The organism is Streptomyces sp. NPDC096323 (assembly GCF_040302845.1).
Classification (GTDB): Bacteria; Actinomycetota; Actinomycetes; order Streptomycetales; family Streptomycetaceae; genus Streptomyces.
The window spans coordinates 346,999-369,150 of record NZ_JBEOSI010000007.1 but is presented as its reverse complement, the minus strand read 5'-3'; the positions used below and the strand labels follow the sequence as shown (position 1 = coordinate 369,150).

The following is a 22,152-nucleotide window of genomic DNA, read 5'->3' as shown; positions in this document are numbered from 1 at the left end:
TTCTGGGATATGACGCTGGTGGTGCAGGGTCGCTTTGGCCTTGCGCCAAGAGCCTAACCGGCCGGGCCGCCCCAACCGGCCGACCGCCCGTCCCCTGGGACGAAAAAGGACCCAAGGGCAGGCACAGCGGGACAAAGCGCCAGAATTTTACTGGCGAGTAACAACAACAGTTGAACGAGTAAGCGCGAAACGCGACGGGCCCCGGCCCGGCACGCACGGGGGAAGGTGCGCACCGGGCCGGGGCGGCCGGACCGATCGGCGAGGAGAGACCGCGACCGCTTCGCCGGCGACTACCCGTCAGGCGGCTGCTTCGCCAGGCGATTACTTCGTCGGACGATTGCTTACTTCGTCAGGTGGAGCTGCTGACCCGGGTAGATCAGGTCGGCGTCCTTGACGATGTCCTTGTTCAGCTCGAAGAGCTTCTCCCAGCCGCCCTCGACCTTGTGGTCGGCGGCGATCGTGCTGAGCGAGTCTCCGGCGACGACCTTGTACTCGCCGTCACCCTTCTCGACCTTCTTGCCGGTCGGGGTGGTGACCGTCTTCGACTCGGCCTTGGGGGCGGCCGAGCGGTCCGAGCGGTTGGTGGCGGGGGCCTGGGCGCGCTCGGCCTTCTTCGGCTCGGCCTTCTCGGCCGGCGCCGACTGCTGCTTCGGGGCCGCCTCGGACTTGGCGTCGGAGGAGCCGGTGTCGACGCCCGGGTCGACACCGTCGTTGCTCAGGTTGCCGGCGCCTGCACAGGCCCAGGCGCCCGGGCCCTGAAGGGCGAGGAGCTTCTCGGCGGTGGCGATCTGCTGGGCCTTGGTGGCCAGGTCGGCGCGGGGCGCGTACTGGGTACCGCCGGCGGCGGCCCAGCTGGACTGCGAGAACTGCAGGCCGCCGTAGTAGCCGTTGCCGGTGTTGATGGACCAGTTGCCACCGGACTCGCACTGGGCGACGGCGTCCCACGTGGACACGGAGGCGGCGGAGGCGCCGGTCGCACCCATCAGCGGCACGGCGATGGCGGCACCGGTGACACCGGCGAGCGTGGCGATGCGGACGACCTTGGACGGGCGGCGGTGCTTGTTGCCCTTGCTCTTGAGCAGCATCGAGACTTCTCCTCACCGACGCCTGCGAGGTGAGCTGTCGGGTTCGGGCCAAGTGAGTTGCCCGGTCGCACGTCCTTGCGTGCGACTTAACCCCAAGCCGGTCCCGATGCGTCCTGCGACGATCGGCCCGGCGCCTACCTGGGTCCCCCGCTCCTGCCTACGGCGCTTTACGCGTCTGTTCCCTTCGACCGACGGCAGGATTCGGCGTGACGGTCGACGGGGCCCGCGGTGCGAGCGGTTCCGACCGTAAACACACTGAGCCTCATATCCCAAGATGGACATACCGCATAAACAGCCCTTCCGGTCATCCGAAGAACCACCATTTGCGCAGGTGGGAACGGATGCGGCGGGGCCTCCCGGACAAGACACGCCAGTTCACACGAAGAGACCCATGTCTCACTTGGTCAAAAGTGGGACATAGGCCTCTTAACTACCCCAATTTCTGGGTGTTTTCAGCTGATCATCAGACCTGACTCACTCGGCCTGCAGGCCGAGATCGAGGCTCTGGCCAGGGAGGATGAGGTCCGGGTCGGAGCCCACCTCCGCCTTGTTGGCCTCGTACAGCCCCGTCCAGCCGCCGGGCAGCTTCTGTGCGTCAGCAATCGCCCAGAGGTTGTCGCCGTCGCGGACGGTGTACGTGCCGTCAGAGGCCGCCACACCGGCGTCGCGTGCGTCCCCGTCACCGCGCGAGGCGTGCCGCCCCGCGTCCCGGTCACTGCCGCGACCGGTCTCCCGGGTCTCCTCGGGGGCCGGCGTGCCGCGGTGCTTGCCCGCCTGCCCCTGGTCCTGCCGCGCCTCGGAGGCGCCCGCCTCGGTGGTGTCACCCGAGGGCGTGGTGGACGGCGTGGCCGACGGGGACGCCGACGCGTCCCGCTTCCCGCTCCCGCCCGTCGCCTTGTCCGCCGCATCGTCGCCCGCCCGGCCCGTGGCCCCGCGCGCCGGCTGCGTCGCCTCCGGGGACGCGTCGTCCGCCCCAGGGGTGTCGTCGGCGGGGTCGGCACTCACGGACGGGTCCGCGGCTCCGGTCGGGTCGGCGGAGGGCGCGCTGCCCGGGTCCACGCCCGGCAGCCCGGTGTCCACAGCGAGGCCCGAGACGACCGCGCAGCTGGGCCATGCCTTGTAACCCTGGTCGTCCAGGACCTTCTCCGCCACGGCGATCTGCTGTGAGCGGCTGGCGAGGTCCGCGCGCTCGGCGTACGACTCGCCGCCGTACGACTTCCAGACCTGCTGCGAGAACTGCAGGCCGCCGTAGTAGCCGTTGCCGAGGTCGGCGCTCCACATGCCGCCGCTCTCGCACTCGGCCACCCGGTCCCAGGTCGAGGCGTCGGCGGCGTGCGCGCCTGCCGCGCCGAGCAGCGGGATGGCGATGGCCGAGCCGGTCACGCCTGCGGCGACGATGATCGCGGGTGCCTGCCGAGGGCGACGGTGTCTGCCGTTCGCGGAGCCCATGGGGATGCCTTCCGTGTGACTGACGAGGTGACTGGTGAGTCGAACGGTGAACCTAGCGGGACTCGAACGTGTGTCACAAGTCGATGCAGCGGAGATCACGTGAAAGTCACAGAGTTGACAGAGTGTCACTTTCACCGTGGACCGGGCCCGGCGTGAACTCGACCGGAAGGGTGCGCAGTCCGCGCATGATGAGCCCGCCACGCCACCGCAAATCGGCGGGTTCCCCCGCAAGTCGCAGGTCAGGACAGCGTTTCAGGAGCGTGGCGAGGGCGGCCTGACCCTCCAGCCGGGCGAGCGGCGCTCCCAGGCAGTAGTGGATTCCGTGACCGTAACCAAGGTGCTGATTGTCACGCCGCGCGAGGTCGAGCGTGTCGGGCTCGCCGAAGCGCTCCGGGTCCCGGTCGGCGGCCGCCAGCACCACGAGCACGGGGTCTCCCTCGCCGACCCGCTGCCCGCCGATGGTCAGCGCCTCGGTGGCGTACCGCCAGGTCGCCAGTTCCACCGGGCCGTCGAACCGCAGCAGTTCCTCCAGCCCGGTGGTCAGGAGCTCCGTCTCCCCGGCGACCAGGGAACGCTGGAGCCGCTCGCGCTGCTCCGGGTGGCCCAACAGGGTGTGGACACTATTGCCGATCAAGTTAACGGTCGTTTCGAAACCCGCGAAAAGTAGGATAAAAGCCATCGCGGCGGCTTCGTTCTCGGTCAGGTGCTCGCCGTGGTCGCTCGCCCGGATCAGCCCCGAGATCAGGTCGTCCCCCGGGTTCTCGCGCTTACGGTGGATCAGTTCCAGAAGGTAGCCCCGCATCTTCTTGACCGAACGGGCCACCCCACCGCGCGGACCGCCGCCGTGGCGGATCATCATGCCCGCCCAGTCCCGGAAGTCGTCCTGGTCCTCGCTCGGGACGCCGAGCAGGTCACAGATCGCGTAGATGGGGAGCGGGAAGGCGAACTCGTGGATGAGGTCCGCCTCGCCCTTCTCGACGAAGCCGTCGATGAGCCGGTCGGTCAGCTCCTGTACGCGCGGCGCGAACTCCGCGATCCGGCGCGGCGTGAACGCCTTCGACACGAGCCGGCGCAACCGGGTGTGGTCGGGCGGATCGATGTTCAGCAGATGCGTCATCAGCTCCGCGTTGCGCTCGCCAGGAATCCCCGTCTTCCCCTTGGCGTGCGCGGACTCGGCGTGGTGCGCCGGGTTCTTGGACAGCCGGGCGTCGGCGAGCGCCTCCCTGGCGTCCGCGTACCGCGTGACCAGCCACGCCTCGACCCCGCTGGGCAGCGTGGTGCGGTGCACGGGGCTGTGCTCGCGCAGCCAGGCGTAGGCGGGGTACGGGTCGGTGGCGAACTCCCACGTGAAGAGTTCGGGCGCGGGAGGCGCGGCCGGGGCCAGGTGGGCGGGGCAGCCGGCGGGGGCGTCGGCGGGGCGGTCGTTCACCCCCCGACGTTATCCGCTGCCCTCAGCCGCCGGCCGACGCCCTCGGCCGCCCTGTCGCGTCCCGCTAGCCGACGCCCTCCGCCGCCCTGATCGCGTCCCGGTAGGCGCGGCCCGCGGCGCGCAGGGCGGCCTCCGGGTCGGTGCCCTCCTCCTGGGCGCGCACGGCCAGGGCCAGGAGGCGGTAGCCGACGTCGTCGCCGCCGGGGAGCGGCACGTCGAGGCCGGCGGTGCGAGCCCGGCTCGCGAGCTTCGCGGCGAGTGCCAGGCCGGGCTGGCCGAGGGGCACCCCGTCGGTGACGGACTCGCGCTGCTTCTCGATCGCCTTGGTGCGCAGCCAGTGCGCGTGGACGTCCTCCGGCGTCTCGGCGGTCTCGTCGCCGAAGACGTGCGGGTGGCGGTGGATCAGCTTCTCGACGAGGGTGGCGGCGACGTCGTCGACGGAGAACGGCTCTTCCTCGTCCTCCTCGGCGATGCGCGCGTGGAAGACGACCTGGAGCAGTACGTCCCCGAGCTCCTCGCGGAGCTCCTCGCGGTCGCCGTCCTCGATCGCCTCGACGAGTTCGTACGCCTCCTCGATGGCGTACTTGGCGAGGCCCTTGTGGGTCTTCTGCGAGGTCCAGGGGCATTCGAGGCGGATGCGGTCCATGACCTGGACGAGGTCGAGGAGCCGGGCGCCCGGCAGGTCGTACGAACCGGGCAGCAGCTCCAGGTTCGGCATCCGCACCCGCCCCGAACCGGCGAGCCGCGCCAGTCCGTCGGTGAGCGGCTGGTTGCCCTCCCCGCCGGTGAGGACGACGACGGTCCGGCCGCCGGCGCACACGTCGACGAGCTCCTGCGCGTCGGGCACGCCGGGCGTGACGGTGACGCCGGCCTCGCGCAGATACGGCAGCTGCGGCTGGTCCTGTTCCGCGCAGTGCACGCGGTCGGCGGCGTGCAGGGTCTGCCAGGCTGGCCAGGACAGCAGTCCGGGCGCGACGCGGTGGCTGGCGGTGAGCAGGACGATGCGGCCGGGGTCTTCAGCGTTCACACACTCGAATCTACCCCGGCCGTCGGACACGCCTCAGGCCCCGGCCTCCGCGGCCGACTGGGCGGGCTTGGTGACCTGGGTGATCCAGGGGGCCTTGTAATCGGCGAGCTGGATCTGCTGGTTGTTCCAGGTGCCGAAGCGCGGGTTGACGTCGACCTTCAGCGCCTTGGACGCCTTCGACAGCGCGTCGCCGAGGATCTTCGTGCCGGCGGGGGTCGTCGGGTCGGCGCCGAGGGCCTGGCCGAGCTTGGTCAGCTGGACCTGCTCGCGCAGGAAGGCGTCGATCTGGCCGGGGGCGATCCAGCGCTCCTGGAGCACCGCGGCGCGCAGCCCGTCCTCGCCCTTGTACTGGGCGACGGCCTGCTGCCGCATCTGCTGGATCTCGGCGCGGGTGACGGTCACCCCGGCGTCCGCCGTTGCCCTGTCGAGGACCCGGTCCAGGATCAGCCCGTGCAGCTTGGCGCGGCCGAGCTGGCCGGACTGGTTGGTGATCTGGGCGGCCTGCTCCGAGGTGTCCTGCGCCCGGCGCACGTCCGCCACCTGGCCCTGCACGGTGGCCACCGTGATCCGGTCCCCGCCCACGATGGCCGCGGCGCCCGGGTGGGCCTGGTTGCCGCAGGCGGCGAGGAGCGGCGCTGCGGTGAGCAGTGCGGCGGAGAGGGTGAGCGCGGTGCGACGGCGGCGGTGCAAAGGAGCCTCCCGAGGAGATTGTGCGGCGGTGCACAAGGCCTTGCGGTGATCGATGTTAAGGAGTGAAACCGGTCCGGGCCACTGATTCGACCAACGATTCGGGAGGAGTTGGGGATGTGGGCTGCCGGCGGCCCGGCTCAGCCGACCCGCTCGGCCGGTTTCTGCGGGGTATCGGGCCGCAGCATGATCGTGCGGGAGACGACGAAGGTGATGGGGATGGCGGCGGCCGCGGCGACCAGTGGGGCGTACCGGCTGCTGAATCCGGCGAGGTCGACCAGGAGGTAGACGCCGCCGGTGGTGATGACGAAGTTGGCGGCGTTGGTGAGCGGAAAGAGGAGGAACTTCCGCCAAGTGGGCCGGGTGCGGTAGGTGAAGTACGAGTTGAGGAAGAACGACCCGGTCATGCTCAGGACGAAGGCCAATACGTGCGCGGCTATGTACGGCAGCCGGTGCAGCAGGACGAGGTAGCAGCCGTAGTACGTGCCGGTGTTGACGGCGCCCACGAGGGCGAAGCGGGCCATCTGTGCCTTGACCGTCATCGGCGTACGAACTCCCTGGGTTCCGGCTCCGGGGCCGGCCTGCGGGCCTGGGTGTTGGTGGCCTTGACCAGGAAGTGCGGGCGGCGCTTCACCTCGTAGTAGATCCGGCCGACGTACTCCCCGACCACCCCGATCATCACCATCTGGACGCCGGCGAGGGCGGTGAGGACGACGAGCAGGGTGACGTATCCGGGGGTGTCGACGCCCTTCACCAGGGCGACGCCGACGATCCAGGCGGCGTAGGCGAAGGCCAGGGACGTCAGGAGCATGCCGAGGTAGAGGGCGGCGCGCAGCGGCTTGTTGTTGAAGGAGAGGAGTCCGTCGAGGCCGTAGTTCAGGAGCTTGCCGAAGGTCCAGGCGGAGCGGCCCTGCTCGCGGACGGCGTTCTCGTAGCTGAACGTGGTGGTGGGGAAGCCGACCCAGGCGAAGAGGCCCTTGGAGAAGCGGTTGTACTCGGTGAGTTCGAGTACGGCGTCGGCGGCCCGCCGGGACAGCAGCCGGAAGTCGCCGACTCCGTCGACCAGCTCCACGTCCACGAGGCGGTTGATCAGCCAGTAGTAGGCGCGGGCGGTGAGGGTGCGGGTGACGCGGTCGCCTTTGCGGGTGCGGCGGGCGATCACCTGGTCGTATCCCTGTGCGTGCTCCTGGAGCATGCGGCCGACGAGTTCCGGCGGGTGCTGGAGGTCGGCGTCCATGATGACGACGGCGTCGCCCTCGGCGTGCTGGAGGCCGGCGAGCATGGCGGCCTCCTTGCCGAAGTTGCGGCTGAAGGAGACGTAGCGGGCCCGGGGGTCGGCGGCGGCCAGCTCCTGGAGGATCGGCAGCGTCCGGTCGGCGCTCCCGTCGTCCACGTACACGAGCTGGAAGGCATGGCCCAGGCGGGTCATCTCGTCCGTCACGCGTTCATGGAAGCGTTCGAGGATTTCTTCCTCGTTGAAGCAGGGCACCACCAGGGAGATCAGCACGAATGTACATCAGCCGGTCAAAGTGTCGGGAGCGGTTGATGTGTGTGGCGTGGGTGCGACGGTTGGATGAACTGGTCCTGACCGGGCAGGGCTTGAGCGTGATCACCTCTGCCGCTTGGATGAGGCGCTATGACCCATGACAGGTTCCCTCACCCCAGCCGCCGTTCCCTGCTCGCGTGGAGCGGCGCCGGCGCGCTCACCGCCGCCGGCGTCACCATCGGCACCGGCACGGCCTCCGCCGCCACCCATCCCACGCCGGGTTCGGCGTTGTTGGTGCCTTCGCCCCGGCTCGACCTGAACAGCGCGTCGGAGAACTGGATACGGGAGAAGCCCACCCGTGACACGACGATCATCCAGTCGTTCGGCTATGACAACGCCAACGGCCACATCTACCTGGCCCAGGTGACGCAGGGCGGTCTGAAACTCGCGGGTGAGTCCGCCCCGGTAAGCGGTGTCGATCGCAGTCGGCGTGGCGACCTGACCATCACCAAGTGGGACATGTCAGGCAACACGCTGGGGTACATGTACCTGCGCGGCTTCGGGCACGGCATGAGCATCGGTGTCGAACCGGTCGGCGGCAAGGCCTATCTGTGGACGGAGGCCGACGGCCAGGAGGTCGCGGACCCGGTGCACCCGGACGACCCGACCAGGACGACCAGCCGCGGCAGGCGCCTGGCGCGCTTCCCCTTCGTCAACGGCCAGGTGCTCGACTCCGGCTCGTCCGGGCTCACCATGTACGAGCCGGTCCCGGGCGCCACGACGTACACCGCCTCCGTCGACCCGGTCTACGGCCGGCTCGCCATCCGCTTCCGTGACACGGACGGCGTGATGATCTTCCAGGTCCACGACCTGGATCTGGCCCGCCTCGGCATCTGGAGCCAGCCGCTCGCGAGCGTCCGCGAGCTGAACATCACGACGGTTGAGGGCTGGCCTCTCACTACTTACGGCCGCCCGTTCCTCCAGGGGTACGCCGTCGTCGGTCAGTACCTCTACATGCTGCACGGCAACAGCTACGGTTCCGTCCAGAACATCGACGGCCAGGATCTGGTGATCTCCGAGCCCGGCGTCGGCAACACGTTCATCACCTCGGTGAACCTCACCACGGGCGCGTACGACCCCGCGCCCCCCACGCCCTTCAAGGTGACGGTCAACCCCGCCCACACCGCGGCCGCGTACACACTGGACTACCGCGAGCCGGAGGGCCTCGGCGTCTACATCCCGGACCCGGCCAAGCCCGGGGTATTCCGTATCGGCATGGGCTTCGCCTCGGGAGAGGCGGGCTCACGGGTGGCGAGCATCTACGGCAAGGCGGGGCTCGTTCAGCCTTCCTGATTCTCAGCCTGCGAGCTCACGACACGGCGCCCCATGTCGTCGTCGTAACTGCCGCGGCGCCGGACCGGTTGGTCCCGCGCCCGGCAATCCGCCGCACGAAGGGAGCACGGGCTGCCGCATTCCGGCAGCCCGCGCTGATCTGACAGACCGTTCGGTGAAGCGGCACCAGCCACACCCCGGACACGCGTCACCGGCTGCCTTCAGCTCCGCACCGCCTCGAGGCGCCCGAGGCCCGCCGCGGCGCAGTCGGCCCGGAACCGGCCCGCGTCGTTCGCCCCCTCGACGGAATCGATCGACCGACGCTGCCACGCCTTCTCGTCCTCGTAGAAGTCGGCGCCCTCCGTGTTCTGTTCCAGTTGGAACATGGACGTCAGGGCCACATGGCCGCAATTCACTGCTTCGGCCGAATCACCCGTTCCGACCGCCAGGACCGCATGCCGGAGAGTGAGCGCACTGTAGAAGCAATGAATATCAACGGAATCCGTCAGTCCGGTGTCAGTGGGCTGCATCTCCGGAAAAGCCTCGATCCGGGAGACCACATCGGCAAAATCAGCCATCGCATCATCCGGGTTCCAGAGTCGCTGGAGAATTTCGACGTAGAGGTCGACGTCCTCCTGCCGGTCGGTGTCGGCGGATCGGTGACCGATGAAGATCTGGGCCATGCGCTCGGCGCAGGCCGCACTGTACATACGCATCGATTCGGCGCCGCCGCTCTCGAGACAGGCCTTGACGTCGTCTTCCACAATGAACATTGTTCCCCCAGGCCCTGATGGCGCAGGACGGTCGCGGTGATGTGAGTGCTGGCAGTATACGCCGCAGGGCGGGAACCCCTTAAAGGAGATCCCGCCCTGCAACGCGCTAACAGCAGACTAGTTGTGCTCGAAGCTCTGCTGTCGCGTCGTGGTCTTTCCGTTGCCCTTGAAGACGTTGCCTCTCATGGCTCCACCGAACTGTTGAATCCATGGCAGGCATTTACTTCGACATACGTTTCTGGACGCACCTCCGGCGATGAGTCCGTACCCGTTCGCCTTCATATAGAGAAACGCGTTCTGCTCCGCGTCGGTCCCCTTGATATTCGGCACCCGCATCTCAGGAACACCGTCCGGAGACGAGGCCTTCGTGCGGAGCGGAACCGACATCTGAGCAGGGGTGAAACCGTCACCGCTCGCCGCGACCAGGTCCACAGGCCCGTGCGGCGTCTGCGCCCGCACCACGGCGACCGTACTGACGTTCTTCCTGACGTACTCGCTGGGTTCGGCACCCCAGATCTCTCGCGCACGATCCCGGAACTTGCAGTTGTGCACAAGGATCGGGGTGTTTCCGGCCTCCACGAAGTACGTGTGCAGGCCGTCCACGGTGAGGTCGAACGTGACCGTGTTGTCGCTGTACTGCTGGTTGCCCGAGACGACAGCGGGCTCACCGTTCCCCGTCTGTAGCTTGTCGCCCTCCTTCAGGTCCTTGGCCCGCGTCCAGGTCTTCGACGTGGATTCGTAGATCTGGTGGAGAGCCGTGGTGTTGAGGGTTCGCTGACCGTCCTTGGTCGACACGGTCAGCGCCACGTAGTCACGGTCGTGCGTGGTCACGTGGACCTTCGTGACCTTGTGGGCCTCCTTCTCCTTCTTCCCGGGCTCGGCCGTCAGGACGTAGTCTCCGGTCTTGACCTCCGAGATCGGCTTGGCCATGCCGTTCGCCAGAACCACGGGCGTCGCGCCGGTGAAGCTGTGACAACCACCCCCGCCGACCTTGCCGGCCGCCGCGCCGAACACACCACCCGTCACCGCGCCGACCGCCGTGGCCTTCGCCGCGCCGGAGACGCTGCAGCCTTCCTCGCTGGTCACGCAGGAGATGCCGTAACCGACCGCGCCTTCCGCGGCGCCGCCCGCGGCACCCATCGCCGCGCCGTTCAGCGCCTTGCCGCCGACACCGGCGAGCAGACGGCCCACCGCGCCGGAGGCCGCACCGCCGGCCGCGCCGCCGAGGGCGCCGGTAACGGCTCCCACGCCGACCGCGGTCGCGAAGCCGGCCAGCGTCTTCGGGCCGTCACTCATCGCGTAGCCGACCGCGTTGGCGGCGGCACCCGCGAGCATGCCGCAGGCGACGACGCCTGCGCCGGCGGTCGCCGCTGTGCAGCCTGCGAAGACCACCACGCCGACCGCCACCGAGGCGATCGTCGACGCGTGCTGCTTCACGAAGTTGGCTGTGGCCTTCGCCGCCTTCTTGACGGCCCTGCCGACCTTCTTGGCGGCTTTCACCACCTTGTGCGCGACACTCTTGACAGCCTTGGCGACCTTGCGGACCGCCTTTTTGACGTGCTTGACGACCTTGTGGACGTATTTCTTTACGCGCTTATAGGTGCGTTTGACGTATCTCTTGACCTTTTTGACGCTGTCGGCCACGTAGTGCACGGCCTTCCGCACCACACGCTTGGCCCTCTTGACGGCCTTCTTGACCGCCTTCTTGATCTTCTTGGCCGCGGCCTTGACCTTCTTCGCGACCTTCTTGACAGCGCTCTTGGTCTTCTTCCAGGCCGACTTCGCGACCTTCTTGACCTTCTTCTTGACCTTCTTGATCGCCTTGTCGATGAAGCTCGGCCAGTGACCCGTCGGGTCCGTCGCCGTCATCGGGTTCTGGTCCGCGTACGCGTACCGGTTCGCGGACACCGACGTCGGCAGCGGGTTCATGCCCACCGTGTCGCGGCTGTTGAACTGGCCGGTCTCCGGTGAGTACCAGCGCGCCGCCATGTTGACCTTGGCGGTCTCCGGGTCCGTCCACCCCGACTGGTAGCCGAGGTGTCCGACCATGCCCGTCGACTGCTCGACCTTCCCGAACGGGGAGTACGTGGTCGAGCCGGTCAGCGCCTCGCCGTCCGCGGTGAACTGACCCACCACGTCGTCGTGGATGTCGGTCAGCGCGAGCACCGAGCCCATCGCCGACTTGATGCCCATCAGCGAACCGTCGACATTGCGGCTGTACGACGTACCGCCGTCCGACGCCACGTCGTTGCCGGCCCCGCTGTACGCGAAGTCGTACATCGTGCCGCCCTGGCCGTCGCTCGCCTTCAGCGTCCGGTCCAGGCCGTCGTACGTGTACGTCCGCTGGCCCTCGTTGATGACACGGTTGAAGGCGTCGGCCTTCACCGAGGTCTGCACACCGCCTTCGTCGGTGACCGAACTCATCGTGCCGCGCGCGGTGTACGTGTACGTGTTCTGCCCGTCCGAGGTGAGACGGTTGCGGGCGTCGTACGTGTAGGTGTCACCGCCCACGCGGGTCCGGTTGCCGGACGCGTCGTAGCCGTACTGCTCGGTCGTGCTCCCGTTGTTCCAGGACGACAGGCGGTTCGCCCAGTCGTACGTGTACGTGTTCGTGGTGGCCCCGGCGACACCCGTCGTCGTCTTCGACGTCTCGTTGCCGTTGAGGTCGTAGCCGTACGTGAACGACGCCAGAGACTTGCCCGTCGGTGACGTCAGCCTGTCCGTCGTGAGCTGGCCCAGGGAGTCGTACGAGAAGTCACGCCTGCCCTTGCCCTGCCCGTATTCGATCGACGTCACGTTGGACTCGGTGTCGTAGCCGTACGTCATCGACGTACCCGACGCACCGTCCACCGCCGTCTTCAGGCGGCCCGCCGTGTCGTACCCGAAGGTCGACGTGCCCGACGCGTCCTTGCGCGAGGTCATCGCCCCGTTGCCGTCGTAGGCGAAGGACGAGGTGCCGGAGGGGCCGTTCGCCGAGAGGAGCAGACCACGGTCGTCGTAGGAGAAGGTGTTCTTCTCCTCGTCCGTGCCGGCCACCGAGGTGACCTGGTCGTCCTCGTCATAGGTGTAGGTGTGGTCGGTGGTCTCCGCCTCCGCGCCCGTGCCGTGCTGGCGTACCAGCCGGCTGCGGTCGTCGTACTCGTTGGTGACGACGACCCCGCCCGGGGAGCGCTGCTCCTGGGGCCGGCCCGCCGCGTCGTAGATCATCGTGAAAGTACGGTCCACGAGGTCCGGATGGGCCGGGGTGGACGGTTCGATCTCCTTCTCCGCCATGCCCCACGCGTTGTACGTGGTGAGGAAGGCGTTGCCGCGGCCGTCGGTGAAGCGCGTGCGGTTGCCCGCCGCGTCGTAGCCGAAGGTCGTGGTGATCGACTCGGTCTCCGAGACCGGCTGGACGGCCTTGGTGATCAGGCCCGTCGCGTCACTCGTGAGCGTGACCGTGTGGCCCCGGTAGTCGGTCACCGACTTCGGGTTGCCCGCACGGTCGTAGGTGGAGCTGCTGGTCCGCAGCACCTTGCCCGTCGCGTCCAGGTCCTTCGTGGCGGTGAGCTGGCCGTAGCCGTCGTAGGTGTTGGCGGTGCTGGTGCCGTCGGCGTCCACCGAAGTGAGCGGCCGGCCGTCCATGTCGTACGTGAAGCGGCTGGTGGCGCCCGCGGCGTCGGTCACCTCCGTCGTCTCGCCGAGGACGTTGTACTTGTAGGACTCGCTCACCCCGGTCGGGCTGACCGTCCGGGAGAGTTCACCTCCGGGCGCCTTGTACTCGTTGATGGACGTGTACGCCCGCTCGGTCGGCTGGCGCACGATGTCCGTGTCCGTGACCGGGCGGCCGAGGTAGTCCCAGGTCGTCTCCTGGCGGGCGCCGCCGGGCCGTACGGCCGAGAGCTGGTCGCCGTTGGCGGTGTACGTGTACCGCGTCGTGGCGCCGCCGGGCTCCTTGACGGAGGCCAGGTCGCCGAGCTGGGTGTAGGTGTACTCGGTGCGCTTGCCCAGCGGGTCGACCTCGGCGGTGACCTGACCGAGCTTGTTGTACTCGTTCCAGGTCACGGCCGTGATCGGGGTTGAGGCCCCCGGCGGGGTGTAGTCCGGCATCGTCGTCGAGGACTCCTGGCCCTCGGCGTCGTACGCCGTCGTCACCACGTTGCCCAGCGGGTCGGATGACTCGGTGTCCTCACCGAACGTGTTGTAGCCGGTCATCGACACCGGCCGGACGGTCACTGGAGTGCCGCCTCCGGTCTCGCTGCTGACGGCCGGCTCGGTGACGCTGGTCTGCTGACCCGCCTCGTCGTAGCCGTAGTCGGTGGTGACTCCGTTCTCGTCGGTCATGGACAGCGGCAGTCCGCGCTGGTCCAGCTTCCAGCTGGAGGTGCGGACGGAACTGCCCGCGGCGGGCAGCGTGCCGCCCTTGACCGCGGCCACCTGGGTCGCGGTCAGCGCCTCGCCGTAGACCTGGATGTCGTTGAGCGAGCCGTTGGCGTTCTCCGCGTACGTGCCGCTGGCGAGCCTGCGGCCGATCTGCAACGGACCGGTGGCGTCCCAGGGCGTGGTGAACGCCGTCGAGGTGCCGGACTGGACCCCGTTGACGTACAGCCTGATCTGGGCTGCGTCCCGGTCGTACACACCCGTCAGGTGTGTCCAGGTGCCGGTGGTCACCGCCGAGGTGCCGGAGCTGGCCCGCGCGATGGTGGGGCCCGACATATCCGAGCCGTGCCGGTTGAACGTCCAGCCGTAGGCCGTGGAGTAGTACAGCTGGAAGCCGCTCGCGGTCTCACCGTCCTGCGCGAGGAAGGTGCTGTTGGCCGCGGTGGAGTTCAGCTTGACCCACGTCGAGACGGTGAAGGAGCCGCCGGTGTTGACCACCGCGCCCTTCGTCTGGCCGTAGGCGTTCGCCGTGCCGTCGAAGACGGCCGAGCCGCCGCGCTCCGTGGAGCGGGTGACCCCGCTGCCGAAGGTGGCGGTGCTGTTGCCGCCGGAGGAGTCCGCGGCCGTGAGGCCACTGGTCTCGGCCATCTTCCAGCGGGCCACCGGTGCGGTGGTGCCGTCGTGGAGGGTGGATCCGGTGACGTTGCCGAGGTTGTCGTAGAGCGTGTCCTCGGTGCTGGTACGGCCGTTGGCCGGGTCGAGGTCGGTCTCCGATACGACGTTGTCGTCCGGGTCGTAGCTCACCTTCGTGGTCCGGGCGAGGCCGCCCGGGTCCATGACCGACGACGTGGTGCGGTCCGACGCGTCCACCGTGAACGTGGAGACGGTCTGCCCGTCGTTGGTGACCTGCTTGATCAGGTTGCCGGCCGCGTCGTAGGTGTTGGACTCCTCGGTGAAGGAGAGCCCGTTGGCCGGGTCCTTTCGCACCACCGTGGCGGCGAGACCGTCGTCCGTGTACGTGTACGCCGTGACGTGGCCCATCGCGTCCGTGATCGACGCGAGACGGCCCGCGGGGTCGTACGCCCGGGACTCCTGCACGAGGGTCGTGGGCGACGACGGGTTCGCCGGGTCGCCCGTGTAGTTCAGCAGGTTGGTGGTGAGGGGCCTGCCCTCACCGTCGAAGGTGTAGGTGTTGACGTTGCCGGCCGGGTCGGTCTCCTTGACCTTGTTCCCGTACACGTCGTACTCGAACGACGTGGTGTCGCCGCCCGGGTCGGTCCTCGACGCCATGCGGTTGTACGCGTCGTACGTGATCGAGGTGGCGCGGGGCGCGTCACCGCCGGTCAGGTCGGCGATCGTCTGCGAGGAGACGTTGCCGTCGGCGTCGTAGACCGTGCTGGTCCGCCCGGTGTGGACGGCGCCGGTGACCCGGTTGGTGACCGGCGGGTCGGTCTCGGTGAGGACCTGGTCGTCCTTGTCGTACGTCAGCGTCGTGGTGAGGCCGCCCGGCTGGGCGTCGGTCACCTCGGTCCTGGTCAGCTGTCGTCCGAGGTTGTCGTATGTGCTCCGTTCCTTCGCCCCGTTGGCGTCGGTTGTCTCGGCGACGTCACCGTTGGCGAAGTAGGAGTACGCGGTCTTCCGGCCGCCCGGTGTCACCACCTCGGCGACCAGTCCGGCCGGCGCCTTCGCGGTGCCGCCCTCCGCCGCCGCGGTGGTGGCGGTCGTGTACGTGGTGGTGGCGGTCCGCCCGTCGGGGTGGCCCGGCACCGGCGGCGTCGTCACCGAGGTGAGGTTGCCCGCCGTGTCGTACACGTAGCTGGTCAGGTAGGTGTTGTCCGTCGGCCCCGAGGAACGGCCGTCGCGCTCGGTGAGCACCAGGTCGTTGCGCGGGTCCATCGGCGGGAACGCCGTGGTCGAGTCCGGGTAGTACGTGTAGTAGTCGGTGGCGCACTTGCCCGCGGCCGTGTCCTGGCACATGGTCTGGGAGACGGTGTTGCCGCGGATGTCGTGGCCGGTGATCGAGCGGTTGCCGTTGGCGTCGGTCACGGTGCGCAGGAAGCCCGCCGTGTCGTAGCCGTACGTGGTCCGCTTGCCGTTGGTGTCGATCGCGGTCAGCAGACGGTTGCCCATCTCCGCGTCGTACACGTAGGTCAGCGTCTTGTCGGTGGGGTCGGTGAGCTTCACCGTCCGCACCGGGGCGACGCCCGCGGATGCCTTGTACGCCGACCAGTGCTGCTCGACCTGCTCCTCGGTGAGCCCGGCCGCGTGCACGGCGACCTCGGCGATGGAACCGGTGAAGTAGCTGACGTCGGCCGGGGCGCTGATCCAGCCCTTGGCGAAGCCCGCGCCGATGAAGGTGCGGGTGTTCGTCTGGTCGTTGGGCGCCCCGGTGAAGTCGGCCTGCTTGACGCCGTCGACGAACAGTGTCTGGGTGGTGCCGGTCGCGGAGAGCACCGCGTGGTGCCAGACGTTGTTGTCGACCTTTTCCTTGGACCCGAAGTCCGTGGCGGCCGACCCGGAAGCGCTGTACCAGTGGCCGCGGAGCTTGCCGTCGGCACCGACGTAGAGGACGGGGTTGATGGGGCCGCTCGCCCCGGCCGCGTCATTCACGGCCTTGGCCTGGTCGGCCACCAGCACGCCGGGCTTCGCGGTCTTGAACCACAGCTCGACGGACCGGTCGCCCTTGGCGTGCCAGGTCCCGTACGGGACCTCCGCGTACGAGCTGGTGCCGTTGAACTGTGCCGCCGTGACGTCACCGGAGCCGAACGGCCCGGCCACGCCCTGAGTCACGCTGTTGTACGTGCCGAAGCCCGTGTGCAGCTCGTTGGCGGCCTGAGCGGCACCCTGGGTGTCGTCCAGGCGCCAGTAGCCGGCCGGTGCCGACCCCATCACCGAGGAGCGGTAGACCTGGGACGAGCCGGTGACCGTGGCGGGGTTCAGCTTCCAGGTGCCGCCGTCGCCGTCGGTGGCCTGGACGACCAGGTCGTCCGTGGTGCCGTAGGTGACGGCCGACTGGGTCTTTCCGTTGGGCGTGGTGATCTTGTTGAGCAGTCCCGCGGACCGGGTGGCCGCGAGGTACTGAGCGGTGATGACCGACGGGTCGAGCGCCTCGGTGTAGACGGCGACTTCGGCGAGCTGTCCGGAGTAGTGCCCCAGCTTGTCGGAGGCGTTCATGGCCGGCCAGCCGTCGGTGTTCACCCCGGCACCGAAGGAGATGTAGGGCTGCTCCCAGTCGTTGATGGTGCCGGCCAGGCTGCCCTGCTTGGCACCGTCGAGGTAGAGCGTCTGCGTGGTCGCCGCTCCGGTGAGGGCCACGTTGTGCCACTTGCCGTCCGTGACGGTGGCCGTGGAGGCGATCGTGGTCATGCATCCCGGAGACATGGCGAGGCAGCCACGGAGCTTGCCGTCCGTGCCCACGTACACCGCCGGCGTGTTCTTCGTGGTGTTCGCGACCGGGTCCGCGTCACTGAGCGGCTTGTCCCCGTAGTAGAAGAGGACACCGCCCGCCTGCGTGGTCTTGAACCACAGCGACACCGTCGTGTACGAGGGCGTGGCGCCGGGAGCGCTCGGGATCTCGACGTACGACGTGGTGCCGTTGAAGGTGGCGGCCTTCTGCGTGGAGCCGGTCAGCGGACCGGTCCCGCCGAGGGTCACGTTGCGGTAGAGGCCGTTGAACCTGCCCTGGTTGATGTCGACCGTGTCGCTCGCGACCGTGCCGCTGGTCTCCCCCAGCCGCCAGTACGCGAACGGGTCCGCGTCCATGACGGTGGTGCGGTAGTGGTTGCCCGTGGCGTAGCCGTAGACCGTGCACTTGGTGGGGTCGGCGGGCGGGCAGACCTTGGTGAGCTGGTCGCCGGTGTAGCCGTAGTTCCAGACCTGGGCGGTGCTCGCGTCCCCGGCCTTGGCGGGGTCCGTGGTCACGGTCGACACGTGCGGGGCGGTGGCCCCGGTGGGCGTCTGCCAGGTGAAGGACAGTGACCGGTTGGACGTGGTGTTGGTGACCTTGCTGAGCTTGCCGCTCGTGTACGTGAAGGTCTCGGCCCGGTTCGCGTAGTCCTTGATCGAGGAGATCGCGAACGCGCCGGTCCGGCCGGTCACCGCCTGCTGGAAGCCATAGGCGGTGAAGTCCTTGTCGGTCAGCGTGTATCCGCCGCCCGACGCGGCCGCCGCCAGCCTGGCGTACCGCCCCATCGGGGGCACGAAGGTGCCGTCGGCGTTGCGGCCGAAGGCGACCTGCTCGCCGCCCGGGTAGGTGATCACGACGCTCGTGAGAGTGCCTGCGCCGTCCTTCACCTCCACGGCCGTCATGTCGGTGACCGTCGCCCAGCCGGCGCCGAAGGCGCCGTCGGTGCGCGGGTCGCGACTGTTGTACGAGCGCTCCACGGACAGGGACGGGCCGACGACCTCGACCTCGGCGTCGGTGTCCTCGGTGGTGTAGTTGGCGTCGCTCGGGTCGAATTCGTGGCCGTCGGTGTTCTGGGAGAGGCCCGAGGTGACCGGCGGCTGCGGCACCGCCGTGGCGAACCGGCTCGCCGAGTACATCACCGAGTCGTATCCGTCGGTGACACTGACGTACCAGGCGTAGTTCTTGCTCCACTTGAGCTTGCCGGCGGGTATCTTCCAGCTGCTCTTGCTGATGATGCCCGAGGTGGCGACGGGGGTGGTGCTGTCGCTGTCCGCGTCGTACACCTCGAAGGCGTACGTCAGGGCGGCCATCGGCCACTTGTCGGCGTCACTCGCGTAGACGAGCAGCTCGGGCTGGAGCGTGTTCGACTGGTGGTTCTCCGGCGGGTACTGGGCGTTGATCTGCGGCGCCGTGTTGGGCGTGTAGGTCAGGTCCAGCGCGGGCCGGAAGGCCGCGGTGGTGCTGTTGTCGGAGTGGAACTTCTTCCAGTGCAGCCCGTCGGCGGTGGGCGCGGTCAGGGCAAGGCCGTAGTTGGCACTGCCGGTGGCGACGCCGTCGAACCATCCGGTGGACAGCTTGACCGGCATCTTCACGCCGACGCTCAGGTCGTTGGTGCCGCCGGCGTTGTTGCTGCAGGAGGCACCGGGGGCGACCGTGGCGCTGCCGATCGCGGCGCCGTAGGCCGGGCCGGGGTAGGAGGTGACACCGGACGGGGTCCAGGACGCGGTCACCGGGCTCACCGAGAACGGCTCGGCGGTGCAGGTGGCGGACCAGATCGCGTACACGTTGAGGGTGGCCGCGGTGACGCGCTGCCCCTTGAGCGTGGTGCCCAGCGAGGAGAACTGGAGGAACGAGTTCGCCTTGTTGGTGCCGGAGTCGTAACTGCCGACCTTGATCTGGTTCTCGGTGGAGTGGTCACCACCGATGGTGCTCTGCGCGTAGGTCGTGTTGCCGGCGGTGACCGTCGGGTCCACGGTGACGGGGTAGGCGCGGGCGGGGTCGTCCAGCCAGGCGCGGTCGGCGGTCAGGCGCAGGGCGGGCTTGCCGTCGGCGGTGGTGAGTTCATAGGTCACCGCGCGGGACATCGCCGCGTCGCCGGAGCGGGGGTCGATCCTGGAGTCCTCCATGAAGGCGTGGGGAATGATTGCGGTCACCTCCCCGTCCCCGTCGGTGAACTCCACGTCGCCGTTGTCCGCGATGCGCGGGGTGAGCCCCTGGACATCGAGGGGGAACAGCCAGGAGTTCGGGGCGTCGGCCGACCGCAGGACCAGCCGCTCCTTGAACCCCTCGGCCAGAGGGGACAGCAGCAGGTCGGTGTCCGGCAGGACATCGGCGTACGTCGCCGTGTTGTCGGCGTCGACCGTGGCGGTGGCCTTCTTCGCGCCTCGGAGCGAGTAGGCGAGGCTACGGCCCGCCCCGAAGTCGATGGAGGCGAGCTGCTGGTCGCCCGCGTCCGGGGCGAACTCGACGTCGAGGGAGTTGGCGGCCTGCTGGAGCCTGCCGCCCTTCTCCTTCGTCAGGTCCGTGTCGATCGGCTTCCAGGTGCCGTCGGTGCCCTTGAAGTTGGACCGGCCCGCGTAATGGCGGACGGTCGTCGATCCGTCGGCGTTGACGAAGTAGTCGGAGGTCGCCGTGGACTTCTTCGCGTTGCGCTTGCTCGTCCTCGCGTCGAAGCTCTTGGCATTGCCGGCGACGGAGTCGGTGACCGCCGTACCGGGGCGGTCGTCGGCGCGGGTGTAGGCGTCGAGTTCGCCCTTGCCCTTGCCTGCCTTGTGGCCGACCGCGACTTTGCCGCTGGTCTGGTCCGCGGTGGCGGTGTGGCTCTTGCCGCGTGCGGTGCCGCTCTCCTGCTCGGGGGTGTGCAGAGGCGACTCGTCCAGCCACTTCCACAGCCCCGACAAGGACATCTCCGGCATCGAGAGCGCCGGAAGGGTCTGACCCGTGGCGGACGCCGTCTCGGTCGTCAGCATGCACGAGAGCGAGACGAGCACGGCGACTGCCGTGCCTCGCGCCCTGCGTCGCCCGACGGGGCCTGGGGGGAACAACGATGATGGTCTTCGCCATCGAGCACGCATTGGAGCTGCTTTCTCTTCAAGGCCTATATATGGCCTCGCGAGATTGCCCCATACACCGACAGGAGATCCACCAATTCCCGGGTGATCTTATGCGATGTTTATCTCATCGCTCGTGTCGGGCCACTTCGCCTGCTACTGAACGACGTTGACTGCCCGTCGGACGGCCTTCGCGACCTCGTCCGGCACCTCGTCGCCCGGTGCGACCACGGTGAGGTTGCCGGCTTCCGCGGCCCGGCCCTCCCTTTCGGATCCGACCACCACGAACCGCACCTGCGGATGGCTGCCCGCCGCCTTGCGTACGGTCTGGGTCTGGGCCCGGCCGGTGGCCAGCACGACCTCGCAGTCCCGCTGGATCAGGCCGTTCAGGTGGGGAAGCGCGTTCGCAGCCGACTGCTCGCCCATGACCGGAACATGGGTGACGCGGACCCGCGTGTCCCCGGAGGCCGCCTCCATGCCCTTCCAGGCGGCGGCGGCCGGGGTGCCCGCCTTGATGCCGTCCTCGCCGGTGAGCAGGCACGCGTCCACGTCCTGGTACTGACGCGCCCTGGCGTCCGGCGGGCCCGCCGCTTCGTCCTCGCCGCTGAACACCCACACGGCGACGAGGGCGCAGACGGCGAGCAGCGCCCCTCCCGCCGCCCAAGCGCCGCGGCGCCCGCGCAAGAGAGCCGCCGCCGACGCGAGGAGCGTCCGCACACGAGGCGTCCGGCGCTGAAGTGCGGGTGTCCTGCCCCGCCAGGTACGCCGGGTCCTCATGCCTCGTCCTTTACGCCCGGGCGCGACATCCGCCACGAAGGCCCGGCGAGCAGGCCGTGCGCCGCGGCGCCCAGCGTGCTGACCAGAACCAGCAGCAGGTCCGCCGCGAACTCCGCCCCCCGCGTCTCCTCCGGGGTCAGCGCCGCCCAGAGCACCCAGGCCACGTTGGTGGCGGCGAAACCGGCGAACGCCGCCCAGTCACCGGCCCGCCGCCGCCGGGCGGCGATGACGAGAGAGGGCACGAAGGACAGCATGCCCAGCGTGACCACGGGGACCGCGGCCAGCAGGAGACGGGGCGTCGCCGTCATCACCATCGCGAGCGGTGAACGCGGACCGGCCTCGACGGCGTGGGGCGCAGCAGGCTGCACGCTGTGTTCCTTAAGGGAGCGACGCGGGCGGCCCGGCGTGGAGCGGCTCGGACCGTTCGCACAGACGCCCGCTGGATTCGGACGCCGTAGAGTACACCGCTCCGTGACAGGTCCGGGACAGCAGGCTCCCGGCCCGAGGGGCGGCGGACTGCCTCACCCGCCGCACAGCCCCAGCATGACCTTCTTGTCCGCGGCGGTCACCGGGAGTTCGTACTTCAGCGAGACCTGGGCGAAGCGCAGCGCGTACGAGCAACGCACCGGCTTGTACGGCGGCAGCCAGGACGCGGGGCCCGAGTCGCGCTTGGCGTTGTTGGCGGGGCCGTCGACCGGGAGAAGATTCAACGGATCATTGGCGATCTGCTGCCTCTTGGCCTCGTTCCAGCGGGCGGCGCCCATCTGCCAGTCGTACGACAACGGCATGACGTGGTCGATCTGGACCTTGGCGGCCTGCCGCTTGCGCCACTCGATGGCCGAGCCGGTGTACGGGTCCATGAGCGTCATGGCGACGACCACGCAGTCCGAACCGTCACGGAACCTGACCTTGCGGCCATCGCGGTTCAGGAGGTCGTTCCGCGTATCGCAGCCGTTGCGCGAGAGCGGGATGCCGTCGACCGAGTCCTTCCAGGCGTACCCGAACTCGTCCCGGTCGTAGCCGGTCTTCGGGCCGCGCCCCTTGGTCGCCACCTTCTCGATGATCTTCCGGGCCGCCGCGCGGTCCGTGTCGGAGGTGAGGGGGGCGAGGCCCGGCTTCGTACCGTCCGGGTTGTCCAGCGGGCTGGCGCCGAAGCCGGTGGCGGGCCGGCCGCCGCCGCTCGAGCCGCCGTCACCGGAGGCCACCTGGTCGGGGTCGCAGCCGGTCAGGGCCAGGACCGCCGCCACACCCAGGGCGGGCACGACCACTCGACACACGCGCGGAGATATCAC

The 22,152-nt window shown here is 69.1% G+C and carries 13 protein-coding genes and 1 riboswitch; of the genes, 1 reads left to right on the top strand and 12 read right to left on the bottom strand.

What is annotated here, in order from left to right:
- Window positions 1-341 precede the first annotated feature (341 nt).
- The 7 genes from ABTX18_RS21745 to ABTX18_RS21715 form a co-directional block, all read right to left on the bottom strand.
- The gene (locus ABTX18_RS21745; RefSeq protein WP_352124359.1) at window positions 342-1,085 is read right to left on the bottom strand and encodes a transglycosylase family protein; all 744 of its coding nucleotides are present in this window, start codon (window positions 1,083-1,085) and stop codon (window positions 342-344) included.
- 4 nt (window positions 1,086-1,089) lie between these two features.
- Window positions 1,090-1,260: riboswitch (cyclic di-AMP (ydaO/yuaA leader) on the bottom strand.
- 299 nt (window positions 1,261-1,559) lie between these two features.
- Complete coding sequence (locus ABTX18_RS21740; protein ID WP_352124358.1) at window positions 1,560-2,534, bottom strand: transglycosylase family protein; 975 nt, start codon at window positions 2,532-2,534, stop codon at window positions 1,560-1,562.
- Window positions 2,535-2,640: 106 nt separating this feature from the next.
- On the bottom strand, window positions 2,641-3,963 hold the full coding sequence (locus tag ABTX18_RS21735) for a cytochrome P450 family protein (RefSeq protein ID WP_503061180.1): 1,323 nt from the start codon (window positions 3,961-3,963) through the stop codon (window positions 2,641-2,643).
- Window positions 3,964-4,027: 64 nt separating this feature from the next.
- Window positions 4,028-4,990, bottom strand: a complete 963-nt coding sequence (locus tag ABTX18_RS21730) for a nucleoside triphosphate pyrophosphohydrolase (RefSeq protein WP_352124357.1) — start codon at window positions 4,988-4,990, stop codon at window positions 4,028-4,030.
- Between the two features lie 33 nt (window positions 4,991-5,023).
- The gene (locus ABTX18_RS21725; RefSeq protein ID WP_352124356.1) at window positions 5,024-5,680 is read right to left on the bottom strand and encodes a SurA N-terminal domain-containing protein; all 657 of its coding nucleotides are present in this window, start codon (window positions 5,678-5,680) and stop codon (window positions 5,024-5,026) included.
- 137 nt (window positions 5,681-5,817) lie between these two features.
- A complete protein-coding gene (locus ABTX18_RS21720) occupies window positions 5,818-6,219 on the bottom strand; it encodes a GtrA family protein (RefSeq protein WP_352124355.1) in 402 nt (133 codons plus the stop codon).
- A complete protein-coding gene (locus tag ABTX18_RS21715) occupies window positions 6,216-7,184 on the bottom strand; it encodes a glycosyltransferase family 2 protein (protein WP_352124354.1) in 969 nt (322 codons plus the stop codon). The genes ABTX18_RS21720 and ABTX18_RS21715 overlap by 4 nt, the downstream gene beginning before the upstream one ends.
- A 129-nt stretch (window positions 7,185-7,313) precedes the next feature.
- On the opposite strand from ABTX18_RS21715, the gene ABTX18_RS21710 reads away from it, so the two are divergent.
- Entirely contained in the window at window positions 7,314-8,516 is a 1,203-nt protein-coding gene (locus ABTX18_RS21710) for a phage baseplate protein (RefSeq protein WP_352124353.1), read from the top strand.
- Window positions 8,517-8,716: 200 nt separating this feature from the next.
- Here ABTX18_RS21710 and ABTX18_RS21705 read toward each other — a convergent pair whose 3' ends face one another.
- The 5 genes from ABTX18_RS21705 to ABTX18_RS21685 form a co-directional block, all read right to left on the bottom strand.
- Window positions 8,717-9,259 carry a hypothetical protein gene (locus tag ABTX18_RS21705; RefSeq protein ID WP_352124352.1) on the bottom strand — a complete coding sequence of 181 codons (543 nt, stop codon included), beginning with the start codon at window positions 9,257-9,259 and terminating at the stop codon, window positions 8,717-8,719.
- Window positions 9,260-9,385: 126 nt separating this feature from the next.
- On the bottom strand, window positions 9,386-20,002 hold the full coding sequence (locus ABTX18_RS21700) for a LamG-like jellyroll fold domain-containing protein (protein WP_352124351.1): 10,617 nt from the start codon (window positions 20,000-20,002) through the stop codon (window positions 9,386-9,388).
- 237 nt (window positions 20,003-20,239) lie between these two features.
- Window positions 20,240-20,860 carry a type 1 periplasmic-binding domain-containing protein gene (locus ABTX18_RS21695; RefSeq protein ID WP_352124350.1) on the bottom strand — a complete coding sequence of 207 codons (621 nt, stop codon included), beginning with the start codon at window positions 20,858-20,860 and terminating at the stop codon, window positions 20,240-20,242.
- Window positions 20,857-21,228: a hypothetical protein gene (locus tag ABTX18_RS21690; RefSeq protein ID WP_352124349.1), complete on the bottom strand. Its 372-nt coding sequence runs from the start codon at window positions 21,226-21,228 to the stop codon at window positions 20,857-20,859. Before ABTX18_RS21690 ends, ABTX18_RS21695 begins: the two co-directional genes overlap by 4 nt.
- Before the next feature lie 153 nt (window positions 21,229-21,381).
- Entirely contained in the window at window positions 21,382-22,128 is a 747-nt protein-coding gene (locus ABTX18_RS21685; RefSeq protein WP_352124348.1) for an HNH endonuclease family protein, read from the bottom strand.
- Window positions 22,129-22,152: the final 24 nt, after the last annotated feature.

Bases quoted from the DNA above. Each gene is read 5' to 3' on its own strand.
- ABTX18_RS21745 (WP_352124359.1), bottom strand. From the start codon at position 1,085: ATGCTGCTCAAGAGCAAGGGCAACAAGCACCGCCGCCCGTCCAAGGTC.
- ABTX18_RS21740 (WP_352124358.1), bottom strand. From the start codon at position 2,534: ATGGGCTCCGCGAACGGCAGACACCGTCGCCCTCGGCAGGCACCCGCG.
- ABTX18_RS21720 (WP_352124355.1), bottom strand. From the start codon at position 6,219: ATGACGGTCAAGGCACAGATGGCCCGCTTCGCCCTCGTGGGCGCCGTC.
- ABTX18_RS21710 (WP_352124353.1), top strand. From the start codon at position 7,314: ATGACCCATGACAGGTTCCCTCACCCCAGCCGCCGTTCCCTGCTCGCG.
- ABTX18_RS21700 (WP_352124351.1), bottom strand. From the start codon at position 20,002: ATGCTGACGACCGAGACGGCGTCCGCCACGGGTCAGACCCTTCCGGCG.
- ABTX18_RS21695 (WP_352124350.1), bottom strand. From the start codon at position 20,860: ATGAGGACCCGGCGTACCTGGCGGGGCAGGACACCCGCACTTCAGCGC.